Source organism: Desulfosoma sp. (assembly GCF_052743555.1).
This window is the reverse complement of the sequence record NZ_JBRAHS010000004.1, coordinates 85900-100707: the sequence shown is the minus strand read 5'-3', so window position 1 is coordinate 100707 and position 14808 is coordinate 85900. Positions and strand designations below refer to the sequence as shown.

At 58.4% G+C, this 14808-nt stretch carries 18 protein-coding genes and 2 tRNA genes; 14 read left to right on the top strand and 6 right to left on the bottom strand.

Features of this window, described 5'->3' with window-relative positions:
• The first annotated feature begins 201 nt into the window (after window positions 1-201).
• From ACUVSA_RS03780 to ACUVSA_RS03745, 8 genes are all read left to right on the top strand, one after another.
• A complete protein-coding gene (locus tag ACUVSA_RS03780; RefSeq protein ID WP_445893840.1) occupies window positions 202-1053 on the top strand; it encodes an SDR family NAD(P)-dependent oxidoreductase in 852 nt (283 codons plus the stop codon).
• A 190-nt stretch (window positions 1054-1243) separates the two neighbouring features.
• Window positions 1244-1378, top strand: a complete 135-nt coding sequence (rpmH, locus tag ACUVSA_RS03775) for a 50S ribosomal protein L34 (RefSeq protein ID WP_445891929.1) — start codon at window positions 1244-1246, stop codon at window positions 1376-1378.
• Window positions 1378-1776, top strand: coding sequence for a ribonuclease P protein component (gene rnpA / locus ACUVSA_RS03770; RefSeq protein ID WP_445891949.1), 399 nt, complete (start codon window positions 1378-1380; stop codon window positions 1774-1776). The genes rpmH and rnpA overlap by 1 nt, the downstream gene beginning before the upstream one ends.
• The gene (yidD, locus tag ACUVSA_RS03765; RefSeq protein WP_445891928.1) at window positions 1773-2009 is read left to right on the top strand and encodes a membrane protein insertion efficiency factor YidD; all 237 of its coding nucleotides are present in this window, start codon (window positions 1773-1775) and stop codon (window positions 2007-2009) included. Before rnpA ends, yidD begins: the two co-directional genes overlap by 4 nt.
• A gap of 5 nt (window positions 2010-2014) precedes the next feature.
• Window positions 2015-3694 carry a membrane protein insertase YidC gene (yidC, locus tag ACUVSA_RS03760; RefSeq protein ID WP_445893839.1) on the top strand — a complete coding sequence of 560 codons (1680 nt, stop codon included), beginning with the start codon at window positions 2015-2017 and terminating at the stop codon, window positions 3692-3694.
• A 66-nt stretch (window positions 3695-3760) separates the two neighbouring features.
• Window positions 3761-4444, top strand: coding sequence for an RNA-binding cell elongation regulator Jag/EloR (gene jag / locus ACUVSA_RS03755; protein ID WP_445891926.1), 684 nt, complete (start codon window positions 3761-3763; stop codon window positions 4442-4444).
• Window positions 4445-4466: 22 nt separating this feature from the next.
• Entirely contained in the window at window positions 4467-5870 is a 1404-nt protein-coding gene (gene mnmE / locus ACUVSA_RS03750) for a tRNA uridine-5-carboxymethylaminomethyl(34) synthesis GTPase MnmE (protein ID WP_445893838.1), read from the top strand.
• Between the two features lie 21 nt (window positions 5871-5891).
• Window positions 5892-6713, top strand: a complete 822-nt coding sequence (locus ACUVSA_RS03745; protein WP_445893837.1) for a 16S rRNA (guanine(527)-N(7))-methyltransferase RsmG — start codon at window positions 5892-5894, stop codon at window positions 6711-6713.
• Here ACUVSA_RS03745 and ACUVSA_RS03740 read toward each other — a convergent pair.
• Window positions 6708-8075, bottom strand: coding sequence for a nicotinate phosphoribosyltransferase (locus ACUVSA_RS03740; RefSeq protein ID WP_445893836.1), 1368 nt, complete (start codon window positions 8073-8075; stop codon window positions 6708-6710). The two genes, ACUVSA_RS03745 and ACUVSA_RS03740, sit on opposite strands and share 6 nt — an antisense overlap.
• A 33-nt stretch (window positions 8076-8108) precedes the next feature.
• On the bottom strand, window positions 8109-8630 hold the full coding sequence (locus ACUVSA_RS03735) for a cysteine hydrolase family protein (protein ID WP_445891922.1): 522 nt from the start codon (window positions 8628-8630) through the stop codon (window positions 8109-8111).
• A 95-nt stretch (window positions 8631-8725) separates the two neighbouring features.
• On the opposite strand from ACUVSA_RS03735, the gene ACUVSA_RS03730 reads away from it, so the two are divergent.
• The 6 genes from ACUVSA_RS03730 to ACUVSA_RS03705 are packed head-to-tail and all read left to right on the top strand — an operon-like array spanning window position 8726 to window position 12992.
• Window positions 8726-8989, top strand: coding sequence for a hypothetical protein (locus ACUVSA_RS03730; protein WP_445893835.1), 264 nt, complete (start codon window positions 8726-8728; stop codon window positions 8987-8989).
• On the top strand, window positions 8986-9756 hold the full coding sequence (locus tag ACUVSA_RS03725) for a ParA family protein (protein WP_445893834.1): 771 nt from the start codon (window positions 8986-8988) through the stop codon (window positions 9754-9756). Before ACUVSA_RS03730 ends, ACUVSA_RS03725 begins: the two co-directional genes overlap by 4 nt.
• A complete protein-coding gene (locus tag ACUVSA_RS03720) occupies window positions 9749-10636 on the top strand; it encodes a ParB/RepB/Spo0J family partition protein (protein WP_445893833.1) in 888 nt (295 codons plus the stop codon). Before ACUVSA_RS03725 ends, ACUVSA_RS03720 begins: the two co-directional genes overlap by 8 nt.
• The gene (gene cobU / locus ACUVSA_RS03715; protein WP_445893832.1) at window positions 10633-11163 is read left to right on the top strand and encodes a bifunctional adenosylcobinamide kinase/adenosylcobinamide-phosphate guanylyltransferase; all 531 of its coding nucleotides are present in this window, start codon (window positions 10633-10635) and stop codon (window positions 11161-11163) included. The genes ACUVSA_RS03720 and cobU overlap by 4 nt, the downstream gene beginning before the upstream one ends.
• 12 nt (window positions 11164-11175) lie before the next feature.
• Entirely contained in the window at window positions 11176-11937 is a 762-nt protein-coding gene (cobS, locus tag ACUVSA_RS03710; RefSeq protein WP_445893831.1) for an adenosylcobinamide-GDP ribazoletransferase, read from the top strand.
• Window positions 11937-12992 (top strand): biotin--[acetyl-CoA-carboxylase] ligase, encoded by a 1056-nt coding sequence (locus tag ACUVSA_RS03705; protein ID WP_445893830.1) that lies wholly within the window; start codon window positions 11937-11939, stop codon window positions 12990-12992. The genes cobS and ACUVSA_RS03705 overlap by 1 nt, the downstream gene beginning before the upstream one ends.
• Here the strand turns inward: ACUVSA_RS03705 and dksA are convergent.
• From dksA to ACUVSA_RS03685, 4 genes are all read right to left on the bottom strand, one after another.
• Entirely contained in the window at window positions 12989-13351 is a 363-nt protein-coding gene (gene dksA / locus ACUVSA_RS03700; protein ID WP_445893829.1) for an RNA polymerase-binding protein DksA, read from the bottom strand. The genes ACUVSA_RS03705 and dksA overlap by 4 nt on opposite strands.
• A 241-nt stretch (window positions 13352-13592) precedes the next feature.
• Window positions 13593-14102, bottom strand: a complete 510-nt coding sequence (moaC, locus tag ACUVSA_RS03695; RefSeq protein ID WP_445893828.1) for a cyclic pyranopterin monophosphate synthase MoaC — start codon at window positions 14100-14102, stop codon at window positions 13593-13595.
• A 362-nt stretch (window positions 14103-14464) separates the two neighbouring features.
• A tRNA-Ser gene (locus ACUVSA_RS03690) sits at window positions 14465-14558 on the bottom strand.
• 15 nt (window positions 14559-14573) lie between these two features.
• A tRNA-Ser gene (locus tag ACUVSA_RS03685) sits at window positions 14574-14666 on the bottom strand.
• Window positions 14667-14808: the final 142 nt, after the last annotated feature.

The window sequence follows — 14808 nt, the reverse complement described above, 5'->3', positions numbered from 1 at the left end:
AGGGAGAAAAGGGGCGCGTATTATGACCTATGGGTGTTCCACGTGGAACAGTGGCGGAGTGCCCACCGGGCGTCCCGTTCTGCCGAAAACCATGAAATGGCGGCAGAACAGCATCCTGTTGCCGCACCTGGTCTGGCGAGCCTGCGTTCCTTTCGAATCCGCCGCGGATGGACGGGGGTGCCTATCACGAGGAGTTCGCCTATGCAAGAGGCCATGATGCCGAAAAGTGCCCGTTTGGACGGGCAGGTGGCGGTTGTTTCCGGGGCCGGTCGAGGCATCGGCCGCGCCGCCGCTCTATGCCTGGCGCGTGCCGGAGCACGAACCATTCTTGTGGCTCGAACATCGGCGCACATTGAGGCGGCGTGTGAGGCCATTCGCGCGGGCGGTGGGCAGGCGGAGGCCATGGTGGGGGATGTTTCTGTGTGGAGCGATGTGGCGCGACTGGCGGACCAGGTCGTTTCCATGGCCGGCCCGCCGCACATTGTGGTGGCCAACGCGGGCGTCATTGACCCTGTGGGCGACACATGGACCGTTTCCCCCGAAGAATGGGCAAAAAACCTTGCCGTCAACCTCACAGGAGTCTTTCACATGGTTCGAGCGTTCCTGCCGGGCATGGTCGAGGCCGGCCGAGGGGTGTTGATCATGACTTCCAGCGGCGCCGCCGCACACCCTGTGGCCGGGTGGAGCGCTTACTGCGCCGCCAAGGCCGGCCTGGTCCACTTTGGCAAAACCCTTGCCGAGGAAACCCACAGAGCCTGCCCGAATCTTCGCGTGCATCTGCTCTACCCCGGCATTGTGGATACGGCCATGCAAGAACGGATACGCCTCATGCCTCCAGAACGTTTCCCGGACGTAGAAAAATTTCGGGCTTATCAGCGTCTCGGCCTCCTACGGCCTGTGGAAGAACCAGCGGCTTTGATCTGGTGGCTCGCCACCCCCTTTGCTTGGGATTATCATGGCCGAGTGGCCGCTTTGGATGATAATGAGGTGCGCCGGCGCATGGCTTTAGACCTCGGGCTCTCATTGTTCCCCCCTCGCGGTACCCTGCCCTGAAAACGCCGACTCCTGGCGAACCCTTCCGTTGCCAACCCTATGACGGGGCGCTTGACAAGGCATCGGGGGCTTGACTATAAGCAACAATTCGCGTCCGGAATGCGCGCCGAGAAGAAACCTGAAGCGCCATGGTCTGTTGAAGCAAGCGCCTCCGGGTTGACTCATAGAAAAAAAGGGGAAGGAAAGGTCGATGAAACGCACATTTCAGCCTCACAATTTGCGTCGCAAACGCACGCACGGGTTTCTCGTCCGCATGGCCACCAAGTCGGGCCGAGCCGTCATCAACCGGAGACGGGCTAAGGGACGCAAACGTCTGTCCGTGTGATGCGTTCTGGACACGGGGCGGTCGTGCCGGCCACAAAGAGATGTCGTCCCCTATCCTTTCGTCCTGAGGAGCGCCTGAGAAAGCGTTCGGAATTTTTGAGGGTGAAAAGCGAGGGGCGGAGACTTTCGTGCGGTGCCTTTGTGCTCAATGTGGCGCCCAACAGACTGCTGCACCATCGCCTGGGGCTTGTGATCCAGAAAAGATACTGGAAAGCGGTCACGAGGAATCGCATCAAGCGACGCCTTCGAGAATGGTTTCGGCATGCCAAGCACACCCTGCCGCTGCCGAACCTGGACATTGTGGTCATCGCCCGCCCCGGCGCCGAAACGGTGACCCCAGCGCGCATGGCCGACCTTTTCAGGGAATGCTTGAAAAAAGGCGGTTTACGAATGGCATGATGAAACGCCTGGTCTTGTATGCTCTAAGGGTCTATCAAGTGTGCCTGTCGCCCTTCCTTGGAGCCCACTGCCGATTTTACCCGTCTTGTTCCGCTTACATGTATCAGGCCATTGAAAGGCACGGCCTTGTGGCCGGCGTGGTGCTGGGAGGCCGTAGGCTTCTCAAGTGTCATCCCTGGCATCCCGGCGGCTTCGATCCCGTGCCGCACACTTTGGGGAAGTCTACGGAGTGATTTTCATGGAAAAAAGAGCCTTATTGGCGTTTGCCCTCTCCATGGCCGTCTTGTTTCTCTGGGAAATGTTCCTTTCTCCTCAACCGGCCCGCAAGCCCGAATCCACTGCCGTTTCCCAGACTGCAAACCCGGCCAAGCCCGAGACCTCTACAGCTCCTGCGGCTCCTTTTGTCCCGTCGGAGGCTTCCAAGGGTGTCGATTGGTCCAATGTTCCGCAGCAACACGCCGCCGCCGTGGCGCCTACGTCCAAGACCTGGGTCGTGGACACCCCCCTTTACACCGCCCGCATTGCGGCTGCGGGAGGGCGTATTGAAAGCTTGACACTGAAAAAACATCGACAACACGTCGACCCGGCTTCCCCCCTTATGGACCTCATTCCGTCCAAGGGATCGGGATATTATCCTCTGGCGGTGGATCTGCTGCAGCATGGTCAGTGGCCCCTGGCCACCATGGCCTACGAGGCTGATGCGCCTGAAGAAATTCGTTTGAGCCCGGGCGATGGGGAAAAGGCACTGATTCTTTCCGCCGAAATTCCAGGGGCCGTGCGTGTGCGAAAGGTCATGCATTTTTCGGAGGACACCTACACCGTGAAGGTGGAGGTCTCCCTGACCAACCTCTCCGAGACGCCGCTCACAGACCAACTGGGTCTCAGTTCCTACGCCATGCCCTTTGACGAAATGCAATCGTCCTACAATCAGTTCAAGGTCACCGTATTGAAAAACGGCCGCTTGGAACACTTCAACCAAAAGGACCTGAAAAAGGAAACCCCCGTTCTCAAACCGCCTTTGCGCTGGGCAGGTTTTGAGAACAATTACTTCCTACAGGCTCTGATTCCTGGTGCCGAGCAGCACTTTCAAGTGGCGACACGGCTGCTGGATCCGGCGTCCGGCTTGATCCAATTGGTGTATTTGACCGATCCTTTTACAGTGGCTCCCGGGGCCGCCGTGACAGTTTCGAACACCTATTACTGGGGCCCAAAGGAATTGGAAGCCCTGAAGCGGGGCGACCCGAGGTTGGAACGCGCCTTGGATTTCGGTTGGTTCAGTATTTTGGCGAAGCCCTTGCTGGTGTTCCTCAGATGGTTAAACCACTACACGCACAACTACGGAGTGGCCATCATCATTTTGACCGTCATCATCAAAATTCTCTTTTGGCCGCTCACCCACAAGAGCTTCAAGTCCATGCAGGTCATGAAAAAAATTCAGCCCAAGATGGCTCAGATTCGAGAAAAGTACAAAGACGACCGCGAAAAGCTTAACCAGGAACTCATGATGCTTTACCGCACCTACAAGGTGAACCCTCTGGGTGGCTGCCTCCCCATGGTGCTGCAGATTCCGGTGTTTTTTGCCCTCTACCGCATGCTCTATGGCGCCATCGAATTGCGCCATCAACCCTTTTGGCTCTGGATCAACGACTTGACGGCACCGGATCGATTGTCTGTGGGTTTTGAGTTGCCGTACATCGGAGGGCTTCCCGTTCTGACCCTGCTCATGGGCGCGAGCATGTTCATTCAGCAAAAGATGACGCCTTCGGCTGGGGATCCCCGACAGGAAAAACTCATGTTGATGATGCCTGTGATTTTTACTGTATTCTTTATCAACTTTCCGTCGGGTCTCGTGCTATATTGGTTTGTGAACAATGTCCTGTCCATCGTGCAGCAGTACTGGATCAACCGTCAGGCATAACCAGGCGCCTCTCCGCTTCAAATTGGCGATCGCGCGTGCGCTTCGGGACGACAAACGGAGGAGAGTATGCCAGCGCAGGAATTTGAAGGGAAAACCCTTGACGATGCCATTCAGTTGGCCTGCGAGGCGTTCCAGCTGCCTCAGGAAAAGCTAGACATCGAAGTCCTGTCCAAAGGCTCTTCAGGCATCTTTGGCATTGTCGGGGCCCGCAAGGCGCGCATTCGCGTCACCCCCAAGGAAACGCCTCTCGGCAAGGCGTGCGACCGGGCCAAGCAGGTGCTCACGGAAATCCTCAAATATGTGGACGTTCCCACCGTTGTGGAAAGCGAAGTGCGGCAAGAGAGCGTCTATCTGAACATCGTGAGCAATGGCTCGGGGCTGCTCATCGGCAAGAGGGGCAAGACCCTCAATGCTTTGCAGTATGTGGTGAGCAAGATTGTCAGCCGAGAGGTGGGCGACAATGTGCCTGTGATCGTGGACACCGAAAACTACCGCTCCAAACGGGAAAGCAACCTGACCGAAATGGCCTTACAGCTGAGTGAGCGGGTCAAGAAATATCGACGTCCTGTGACCACGGGCCCCATGAACGCTCAAGACCGACGCATCATTCACATGGCTTTGAAAGAAGACCAGGGTGTTCGCACCAAGAGCAAGGGCGAAGGCAACCTGCGTCGGGTGGTTATCTACCCGGCTAAGAAAACGAAAAACATTCCAGACTCCATGACCGAAGCGAAATCCAACGCACAGTGAGCGGAGGCTGCATCCGCGCACGATGGACAATGCCTGCCGATCCGAGACAATTTGCGCCATTGCGACTCCCATCGGCATCGGGGGCATCGGGATCATCAAAATCAGTGGGCCCGATGCCCTCATCCTTCTCCAAAAGATCTTTCGGCCCGCCCGCGCCACGTCTATACCACCCCCGTCCCACAAACTGATCTACGGCTGGATCGTCGACCCCAAAACGGGAAATCTCATTGACGAGGTCCTGGCCAGTTACATGGCCCGACCTCGATCCTACACCGGCGAAGATGTGGTAGAGATCAACTGCCACAGTGGTTACGCCGTGCTGCGGCGCATTCTAGACCTGGTGCTGGCCCACGGAGCCAGGTTGGCTCGTCCCGGAGAGTTCACCCTGCGAGCTTTTTGGCACGGCCGTCTGGACTTGTCCCAGGCCGAAGCCGTCCTCGATCTGATTCACGCTCGATCGGATAAGGCTCTGGAAGCCGCGGGAAAACAGCTTCGCAAGGGTTTTGGGGAGCAGGTCTTGCGGTGGCGTGAGGACGTGCTGGAGCTTGAGGCCCAGTTGGAGGCCTTCATGGATTTTTCTGAGGATCTGGAAGCCGAGGACGCCTCTGCGCTTGAGGCCGTGGCACACCACGTGGAACGGAATGTCCTTCCCGCCTTACGGCGAATTGTGGATCGGTATGAGCAAGCCCGGGTGCTTCGCGAGGGCCTTTCCATGGTTCTGGTGGGAAAGCCCAACGTGGGCAAGTCCTCCCTTCTCAATGCCTTGGTGGGGCAAGAACGCGCCATCGTCACCCCCATCGCGGGCACCACGCGAGATGTCATCGAGGATGGCTTTCTTGTTGGGGGGGTGTGGGTCCGCGTTTTGGATACGGCAGGCATTCGGGAAAAACCGGACATGATCGAATCCTTGGGCATCGAAAGGACCTTGCGTTCGGTGGAGGAAGCCGACGTGGTGGTATGGATCGTGGACCAAAGCCGACCCCTGGATGCCGATGACGATCGCATTGAGGAAAAGACACGTCACAAAAGGCGATTGGTGGTCCTGAATAAAAGGGACTGTCCCATGGAAACCAACGCGGAGGACTTGAGGGCACGCTATGGCCTTCGAGATGCCATCGTTCCCTTGTGTGCGCACGATCCCGATGATATCGAGCGATGGAAGCGATTTCTGGAAACGGAGGTGCTTGAAGACATTTTTTTAGGGCTGGAGCCGGCTTTTGCTGTGAATGCGCGGCATAAGGAGTGTCTGGAGCGCGCCGTGACGGCGCTTGAGCGAGCCGTCCAGGCGGCTCGCACGCAGGGGCTGCCGGAGTTGGTGTCCGAGGACGTGCGCGCGGCTCGAGCTGCCTTGGAAGAGATTCTGGGCCTTCACGTGGACGATGCGGTTTTGGACCGCATCTTCGCACGATTCTGCATCGGCAAGTAAACCTCTCGGGATCTTGAGACGGTGAGCGCGGCAAAGGATCGCACCTGTGGGGAACTCCTGGTCCGCCTTGCGGCCGAGTGCGGGCTGCATGTATCGGCCGATGAGGCCGCCCAGTGCTGCCGCCATTTGGAATTGGTGGCGTTTTGGAACCGACGTGTGAATCTCACCCGCATCGTCGGCGTGAAGGCCGTCGTGCAACACGTTCTGGACAGCCTGATGCCCCGCCCCTGGCTGCCCCAGCATGGCATGGCCTTGGACATGGGCAGTGGCGCAGGGTTTCCGGGCATTCCCTTGGCGGTGACGTGTCCGCATCTTCATATGGTTCTTTTGGATGCAGACCGTAAAAAGGCCAGTTTCCTCAAGGTGTGCGCCGCCGAGTTAGGCCTGCGGAACGTGAGCGTGGTCGAAGGTCGCCTGGAGCAGTGGCCCTGGAAGCCGAAGGTGAGCGGTGACACTCAGGCCTGCAACACGAGGCACACCCCCGGGATGCCGTCTGGGGACTTTGACCTGATCACCATTCGAGCCGTGCGCCTTGACGAACCCATGCTGTACCGGCTGGGTGCCTTGGTGAAACCCGATGCCATCGTAGCGTACTGGTCCGGGTTTATGCCGCCGGCCAGCGTGCCGCACCACGTGCCTTTGAAAATACTACCCGACGCGTCCCTCGCCGAGGGACGCCGGGTGCAGCTTCCCAAAAAGGGTGGAAAGACCTTGTCTATGGATGAAGGTGTGGCCGGGGTGAAAATCGAAGGTTTCTTGGAACGCCTAGAGGACCGGGTGTACAGGCTTCCCGGCCTGGATGAATCCAGGCGGCTTTTGCGCTGGAGACGTCGCACCTCATGATCGAATTTCTTGAACCACGCGGCTTCGACTCACACGATCCTGCAAGGCCTGAAGTGGCTCGCTGATGCGCACCGGGTAGACCTTTTCCGGCCTGAGCTTCTTATAGTCCTCGGGCAACCGTTCCCAGTCGGCTTGAAAACGCGCACGGATTTCGCTCAGAGATTCCTCCGCAACGGTGCGCCGGCCTTGGACCACGACGGGCACAAGGAGCGGTTCGGCTCCCGGGTGGTTTTCCTGCTTGAGTCCAAGCACGTCATGTTCCATGAAGCCGGAGGGATCGTAGGAGCGAAACACCTGTTTTTCTCCGACCCACGTCATCTTTCCCGGGCTCAGTTTCAGCACCGGGCGGCCGTCGTATTCCACGAGTTTGTAAGCCATATCCAAATAAGGAGCGTCGGCGGAAACTCCCAATCGCGTGCCGATGCCAAAAAGATCGATATGCGCTCCGGATTGCAGCAACTCCTCCACGCGATATTCATCCAGATTCCCGCTGGCCATGATGGCCACGTCGGAAAAGCCGTGGCGACAAAAAAATTCCCTTACCTGAAAGCTCAATCGAGTGAGGTCACCACTGTCCAGCCGTACACCTCTCAATTTCTTTCCCTGAGCTTGCAGCTCTCGAGCGATGACTACGGCTTTTTCCGCAGCGCTCAAAGTGTCATAGGTATCCAGCAGCAACACCGTATTGTCGGGAAACGCAGCGGCATAGGCTCGAAAGGCGTCCATTTCATGAAGAAAACTGGTGATGTAGGAATGAGCCATGGTACCGAAAACGGGAATGCCGTACATCTGCCCGGCAAGAACATTGCTCGTGCCGATGAATCCTGTCAGATAGCTGGAACGCGCCGTTTTCAGCGCGGCGTCGACGCCGTGCGTGCGCCGCGGGGAAAAATCGATCAGAGATCGGCCGCGGGCGGCGTGCATGCACCGCGAGGCTTTGGTGGCAACCAGAATCTCTAGGTGCAGGGTGTTGATGATGAGGGTTTCCAAGAGCTGCCCTTCCACGATGGGCGCCGTGACTTCCAGAATGGGTTCATTGGGAAAGAAGATGCGCCCTTCGGGAATGGCCCGCACAGATCCCGTGAAACGCACGTTCTGCAGATACTCAAGAAACCCTTCGGGAAACCGGCCCAGAGAGCGCAGATAGTCGATGGAGCTTGCATCAAAATGGAAATCGTCGATGAGGGCAAGAATGCTTTGGAGTCCTGCGCAAACGAGATAGGCTCGCTGAGGCGGCAGGTCGCGAATAAACAGGCTGAAGGCGGCCCGTCCGTGCATGCCTTCTTTCCAGTAACTTGCCGCCATGGTGAATTGGTAAAGGTCGGTGAGCAGTTCCGGTCGATAGCCGTGCCAGAGCGGCATGAGCAAGGCCTCCTTGCCGGGTGGAGACAATGGTCAACGCACGGACGCGCCGTACACGCGTTCCATGCGTTTCAGGGCAAAGGCATGAAACTCAGGGTCAAAGTCAGCGACGGCTTGAGACGGCACCACCACCGCGTAATCCCGGTTGCGTAGATCCCCTACGGTATCCATGACGCAGATGGATGTGCACACGCCCACCACCCAGACCTCCTCGGGAGTATACTCTTTGAGGATTCGCTCCAGGTCGGTGCCGAAAAAGGCGCTGTAGCGGGTCTTGGGCACTGTGATCGCCTGGGGCAAAAGGGGGAGTTCGGGAATCACGGCCGCACCCCAAGTGCCGCGCACGGCATGACGGGGAAACATGCGGAATTCGGGATCATTCTGGGCATGCGCGTCCTGAACCATCACCACCAGGTGTCCGTCCTTGGCAAATGCCTCCATGAGCTGTTCCACGGCGGGAATGATGGCTCTGGCTGCTTCGCCGCAGTAAAGGGCGCCACGAGGATCGACGAAATCGTTGAGCATGTCGATGACCAAAAGGGTGTTGCGTGCCATAGCGAAACCTCCCTTTCACACTTCTTTAAAAATATTGTAACATAAACGCTCTCAGTATATTAAGCACTCTTTACCCTTATGGCTGAGGGAAGAGCATGCGGTTGGAGCGCATCGTGGTAACCACGCGGAACCATTACACCGGGGCCCAGGAACCCGTGGAGCTTCAATGGCGGGGGCGGTGTTATCGGGTGGTTGCCGTGGAAGATCGTTGGCATGAGGGCTTTGGTGCTGCCCATCGAGTGCCCATGCGTTACTATCGCGTGCTGGTGGACACGGGGGAACGTTTTTTGGTGCGCTACCACGAACTTTTTGACACCTGGAGTCTAGTGGTTTTGCCGCAGAAGGAATCCGCTCCATGACGTGCGTCATGGCCATTGCAAACCAGAAAGGCGGTGTGGGCAAGACCACCACAGCCATCAATCTGGGGGCGGCTTTGGCGGCCAAGGGCAAGCGGGTGCTTCTCGTGGATTGTGATGCCCAGGGTAACGCCTCCAGCGGCCTGGGTGTTCGTCTCGCCAATGCCGACGCCACCTTGTACGGTTTCCTGCGCCACGATGTGCCTGCTCCTTTGCAACAACCTATGGACAGCTTGCCCTTGTGGGTTCTTCCCTCAAACCCGACCTTGGCAGCCGCCGAATGGGAATTGGCGGTGCAAAGCGGGGGCGAGACGGTCCTGGCCCACAAGATGAACGGCATTCGGCAGGATTTTGACGTCGTCCTCCTGGACTGCCCGCCATCGTTGGGGCTTCTGACGCTTAACAGCCTATGTGCCGCACAAAGCGTGCTGATTCCCTTGCAATGCGAATACTTTGCTATGGAAGGTCTGACCCTGCTGCTGGAAACCATACGCAAGATCCGAATGCGATGGAACCCGGAATTGCGCGTTCAAGGCATTGTGCTGACCATGTTCGATCGACGCAACAACCTATGCCACCAGGTGGCTATGGAAGTGCGCCGACACTTGGGCGGGCGAGTGCTTAAGACCATGATTCCGCGGAACGTGCGCTTGAGCGAATGCCCCAGTCACGGGCTGCCGATCACCGTCTACGACAAGCATTCCGCGGGCGCTCGAGCGTACATGGCCCTGGCCGACGAATTGTTGGAAACGGAACACTGTGGTGGCTGAAAAGAAAAAAGGATTGGGACGGGGACTTCAAGACCTGCTGCCGTCCACCGACTGGCTGAAAAGGGAAGAGGTGCAAGTGTTCTACTGCCCTGTGGATCGGTTGAGCCCCAACCCCTTTCAGCCTCGACAAAGGGTGGAAGACGAGGCGTTTCGAGAGCTGGTGGATTCCGTTCGAGAAAACGGCATCCTGCAGCCCGTCCTGGTTTCACGCGGCCCGGAACAGGGGACCTACACCATTATTGCGGGAGAACGGCGCTGGCAGGCGGCTCGAGCGGCGGGGTTGAGCGAAGTGCCTGTGGTGGTGCGGGAAGCGACGCCTCGGGAAGCCTTGGAACTGGCTCTAGTGGAAAACCTGCAGCGCCAGGATCTCAACTGCATCGAACAAGCGGCGGCCTATCGGCGCTTACACGAAGAGTTCGGCCTCACCCAGGCTGCTATCGCTCAGCGTGTGGGTAAGGATCGTTCAACGGTCGCCAACATCCTGCGCCTGACCCAACTCCCCCAGGTGGTGCAGCAAGATCTCTTGGACGGTCGATTGACCATGGGGCATGCTCGAGCGCTTTTGGCCTTGCCCGACGATAAAGCTCGACTGGCGATGCGCGATGCCATTCTGCACAGCGATCTTTCTGTGCGCCAAACTGAAAAGCGGATTCACCTTTTGCTGCAAGGGAAAAAGGCCGCTGAGGCTCCCCTTTCACGTTCCCGATGGCAGGAAATGGAAAAGCGCCTGCGCCGCCATTTGGATTTGCCCGTTACGGTGCGGCGGCGAGGGGAGGCTGGGACCGTGACCATTGCCTACCGCGATACGCAACAACTCCAAAAACTTTTGCGTTACTTGGGTGTACCCGATGCAGGCGACGCGGATGATGGGGGCTCATGAGCCGGCTTGAAAACCCGCATCTTATTTTGGGGGGGGCGAGGAGCGGCAAGAGCACCTATGCCGAAGCGCTGGTGATGTCCATGGCCCCACCCCATCGGTATGTGGCCACGGCGCAGGTCCTTGACGAAGAAATGGCCCGTCGTGTACTGGAACATCGAGAGCGGCGCGGGACCATGTGGCGAACCATCGAATGCCCCGTGCATCTTGCGGACACTTTGCTGGCCTTGGATCAGGAACCCGCTCCAATTCTGGTGGACTGTCTCACCCTGTGGTACTCCAACCTTCTCCTGTCTCTGGAGGACCGCGCGGTCAAGGCTCATATTTCCTCTGTGTGTGACGTGCTCCATTCCGCGCGATCCCCGATGTTTTTGGTCTCCAACGAGGTGGGGTGCGGCATTGTGCCCGACAATGCATTGGCGCGGTCCTATCGGGATCTGGCCGGCTGGGCCAATCAGCGAGTGGCCGCAGCATGCCGTGCGGTCACCTATGTCATTGCCGGCATCCCCGTGCTCTTGAAGCCGCGATAAGGAGCCAGCTTCATGTGGAAGCCTCTCGTTTTCGCCCTTGGATTTCTCACGCGGCTTCGCCTTCGGGGGCAAGGCGCCACGATCTCTGGCAATGCGGACCTGGTGAGATCCCTTATGGCGTTTCCGGTCGTCGGGCTCTTCGTCGGCACCGTGCAGGCGGCGCTGGGATGGAGTCTTGGGTTTTGCTTCTCTTCGGAGCTCAGCGCCTGGTGGGTGGTGGGACTGGGGGTTTGGTTGACTCGAGGCTTGCATCTGGACGGTCTGGCGGATGTGGCCGACGGCATGGGTGGGGCTTATGAGCCCGAGCGGCGGCTGGCCATCATGAAAGACAGTCGTGTGGGATCCTTTGGCGTGCTTGCCTTGATCATGGGAGTCGGCCTCAAAGTGTTTTCGGTCTCGGGTCTTCTAGCGGCGCATTGCTGGTCCCCGCTCCTTTTGGTGCCTGCCCTGAGCCGCTACGCCATGGTGCTGTCCATGTACAAAGCGGTGTACGCTCGTGCGGAAGGCGGGCTGGGCAAAGCCTTTGTGGAGGGCTTGGGGCGTCGTGAAGTGTTTTGGGCCTCGGTGTGGGCCGTTCTCATCGCGATGGCCTTGGTGCAGCTGTGGGCTGTGCTCATGCTGGCGGTCGCCACGGCTTCAGCGATGGTCCTTCGAAGCGCGGCCAAACGATGGCTCGGAGGCATGACGGGGGATATGTTGGGCGCAGTGAACGAAGCGACCGAGATCCTTTTGTATCACGCGGCGCTGGTGATTGCCAAAGGGGTGGGGTCATAGTGGATCGCTCAAAGACATGTCTTGCCGTGTTGGCGGAACTCAAACGGCGCCCCGATGAAACTGTCTCCGGCAACGAGCTGGCCGCAGCCTTGGGCATTTCGCGCACGGCCATCTGGAAACATATCCGCACACTCCGATCTCGAGGCTACCACATCGAAAGCTGCGCCAAGAAAGGCTATCGATTGAGGGCGTGGAGCCATTCCCTGAGACCGGAGGAAGTGATTCCTTTGTTGCGCACGCGATGCTTCGGCCGCTCTTACGAGTACCACGAAACGATCGGATCCACCAATGATCGTGCCATGGATTTGGCTCGCACCGGTGCGCCTCATGGAACAACGATAGTGACCGAGGAGCAGACGGCAGGTCGAGGCCGGCTTCGACGGCCTTGGGCTTCCCCCAGGGGTTTGGGGCTTTACGTTTCCGTGATTCTGAGACCCGAACTGCCGCCGCGCCATGGTCCCGAAACAACCCTTGTGGCTGCTTTGGCTTTGGCTCGATCCCTCAGGGATCTCTATGCCTTGAACGCCCGCATCAAGTGGCCCAACGACGTTTTGATTTCGGGAAAAAAAGTGGCCGGCATTCTCACGGAAATGCACTCGGACCCGGACCGTATTCAGTTCTTGGTGGTGGGTGTGGGGGTCAATGTCCTTCACGGCTCTGAGGATCTTCCGGCTGACACCCTTTACCCCGCGACGTCTTTGGCTCTTGAGCGGGAAAAAGTTGTCGCTCTGCCGAGCCGTGAGGAGTCGTGGCCGTGGAGCCGGCCCCATGTGCTGGCGGGGTTTCTCAATAGCTGGGAAGAACTCTATGAGACCCACATGGCTCAGGGCCTCAAAGCGCTACGAGAGGACCTCATCAAGGTATCGGCTGTTTTAGGTAAAACGGTGTGCGTGCAGGTTTCGGAAGGTCTTCTAAGGGGCATTGCGCGCGATCTGACAGACGATGGCGCCTTGGTCCTGGAAAATCAGGCAGGAGAGCGCGCGACGGTTTGGGTCGGCGACATCCTGCACCTGCGGGAAACCGGGCAGGATGCGCCGGAACCGTTTTCGTCTTAGGCTTCTCGAATCTTTTCCATGGCCTCTTGGCGGCGCTTGCATTCGATGCACAAGGTCGTCACAGGGCGGGCCTTGAGGCGCTCGATGCCGATATCGTCGCCGCAGGCCTCGCAGATGCCAAAGGAACCATCTTCGATCCGTTGCAGCGCTTCGCGTATTTTGGTGATGAGCTTGCGTTCCCGATCGCGGATCCGCAGCATGAAGTTGCGGTCCGATTCCAGAGATGCCCTGTCGGTGGGATCTGGAAACGTTTCGCCTTCGTCGGCCATGCCCGTCACCGTCTTTTCCGCTTCCTCGATAAGCTCGCGCAGTCGCTGTTCGAGTATTTCTTTGAAGTATGCCAGTGTCTCTTGATCCATGGCAAGTCCTCCGCGCCCTGTCATAAAGGCCTGATCGCTAGCACAAGGCATGCCGTCTTGTAAAGCCTAAAATCATTGGCTTTGAGGCTTTGCAGCCCTCCTCCATCTCTGCTGGCGTTCAGGAGCCTTCCGACCATAGGTTTGGCAATGCCTTTTCGGCTCGATGCCGTAGGAGCGGCGCGAGGCGCGCTAGGCATCTTGCCTTGCGCTGCTCCTGCGGTAGCTGTTCTCAGACAAGCTCTTAACCCTGGGTATTTGAAGTCTTATCGGCTGTAAAGGTGCCGCTTCGCCCTCCGGACTTGTAGGTCAGCCGTATGTTCTCCAAAATCATGGACCGATCCAGCGCCTTGCACATGTCGTAAATGGTCAAAGCGGCGTGCGTGACGGCGACTAGAGCCTCCATCTCCACACCGGTGCGGTCAAAGGTTTTCGTTCGAGCCTCCACGCGCACACCGGGTAGTTTGGGGTCCGGTTGCAAAAAGACCTCAACGGACGTCAAGGGTAGAGGGTGGCAGAGGGGAATCAACTCCCACGTTCTCTTGGCTGCCATAATGCCTGCCAAGCGGGCCGTGTTGAACACGTTGCCCTTGGCGACCGTTCCTTCCAGGATGCGCTCAAGGGTTTCTATGGCCATGCGGACCTGGCCTTGCGCGCGAGCTTCCCTCCAGGTGGGAACCTTCTCGCTCACGTCCACCATTTTGGCCTGGCCTTGGCTGTCCAAGTGCGTCCACTGTTTGGCTTCTTCGGTCATGCGCCCTCCTGTTTTTGCGGAGTCTCTCGAAGCTCGCCCTGGAATCCCTTTTTCCCGAAAGCGCAGAAGCCTCGCCCGCTTCATTCGCAAGCCAAGTGTTCAGGTTTCCGGAAAAGTCCCCTCTGGGACTGCTCTCCAATAAGCGGCACCATGGGGGAGCGACACAGGCCGCCGATCCATGTCGCGCCGTGCCTTTCAGCCCCAATCGTGAGGGGATCCGGATCGTGACGCACCACATCATTTTTTTAAGTGCCTCGTAAGGGCGAAGATGTCAATTGTTGGCAAATCAGGGCCTTTCATTCTGGAATCCGGGCTCAGGAAGCATAAAGCCCGTCCTTTCCGGACGGGCTCTTTTTTTGGAATGGCGGAGAGAGAGGGATTCGAACCCTCGGTACCCCTTTTCGGAGTACACTCGCTTAGCAGGCGAGCGCCTTCAGCCGACTCGGCCATCTCTCCAGCCGACGCACGTTGTGGCGGAGGGAGTAGGATTCGAACCCACGGGCCAGCTCATCACCGACCAACGGTTTTCAAGACCGCCGCCTTAAACCACTCGGCCATCCCTCCACGGGGTGAATCTGAGTTGCGTCTGTCTACCATTCACCCTTTGCAGTGTCAAGAGAAGGCGAAACATGCAGAGACCTCCACCTCCGTGAACAAGACCCCGTTCGTGTGTTGACAAGGAGAGGAGCGCACTGTTAAGGGGGAT

Bases quoted from the DNA above. Each gene is read 5' to 3' on its own strand.
- rpmH (WP_445891929.1), top strand. From the start codon at position 1,244: ATGAAACGCACATTTCAGCCTCACAATTTGCGTCGCAAACGCACGCAC.
- ACUVSA_RS03735 (WP_445891922.1), bottom strand. From the start codon at position 8,630: ATGGCACGCAACACCCTTTTGGTCATCGACATGCTCAACGATTTCGTC.
- ACUVSA_RS03780 (WP_445893840.1), top strand. From the start codon at position 202: ATGCAAGAGGCCATGATGCCGAAAAGTGCCCGTTTGGACGGGCAGGTG.
- moaC (WP_445893828.1), bottom strand. From the start codon at position 14,102: ATGACCGAAGAAGCCAAACAGTGGACGCACTTGGACAGCCAAGGCCAG.
- yidC (WP_445893839.1), top strand. From the start codon at position 2,015: ATGGAAAAAAGAGCCTTATTGGCGTTTGCCCTCTCCATGGCCGTCTTG.
- mnmE (WP_445893838.1), top strand. From the start codon at position 4,467: ATGGACAATGCCTGCCGATCCGAGACAATTTGCGCCATTGCGACTCCC.
- ACUVSA_RS03725 (WP_445893834.1), top strand. From the start codon at position 8,986: ATGACGTGCGTCATGGCCATTGCAAACCAGAAAGGCGGTGTGGGCAAG.
- ACUVSA_RS03740 (WP_445893836.1), bottom strand. From the start codon at position 8,075: ATGCCGCTCTGGCACGGCTATCGACCGGAACTGCTCACCGACCTTTAC.
- jag (WP_445891926.1), top strand. From the start codon at position 3,761: ATGCCAGCGCAGGAATTTGAAGGGAAAACCCTTGACGATGCCATTCAG.
- cobS (WP_445893831.1), top strand. From the start codon at position 11,176: ATGTGGAAGCCTCTCGTTTTCGCCCTTGGATTTCTCACGCGGCTTCGC.
- ACUVSA_RS03730 (WP_445893835.1), top strand. From the start codon at position 8,726: ATGCGGTTGGAGCGCATCGTGGTAACCACGCGGAACCATTACACCGGG.
- cobU (WP_445893832.1), top strand. From the start codon at position 10,633: ATGAGCCGGCTTGAAAACCCGCATCTTATTTTGGGGGGGGCGAGGAGC.
- yidD (WP_445891928.1), top strand. From the start codon at position 1,773: ATGATGAAACGCCTGGTCTTGTATGCTCTAAGGGTCTATCAAGTGTGC.
- dksA (WP_445893829.1), bottom strand. From the start codon at position 13,351: ATGGATCAAGAGACACTGGCATACTTCAAAGAAATACTCGAACAGCGA.
- rnpA (WP_445891949.1), top strand. From the start codon at position 1,378: ATGCGTTCTGGACACGGGGCGGTCGTGCCGGCCACAAAGAGATGTCGT.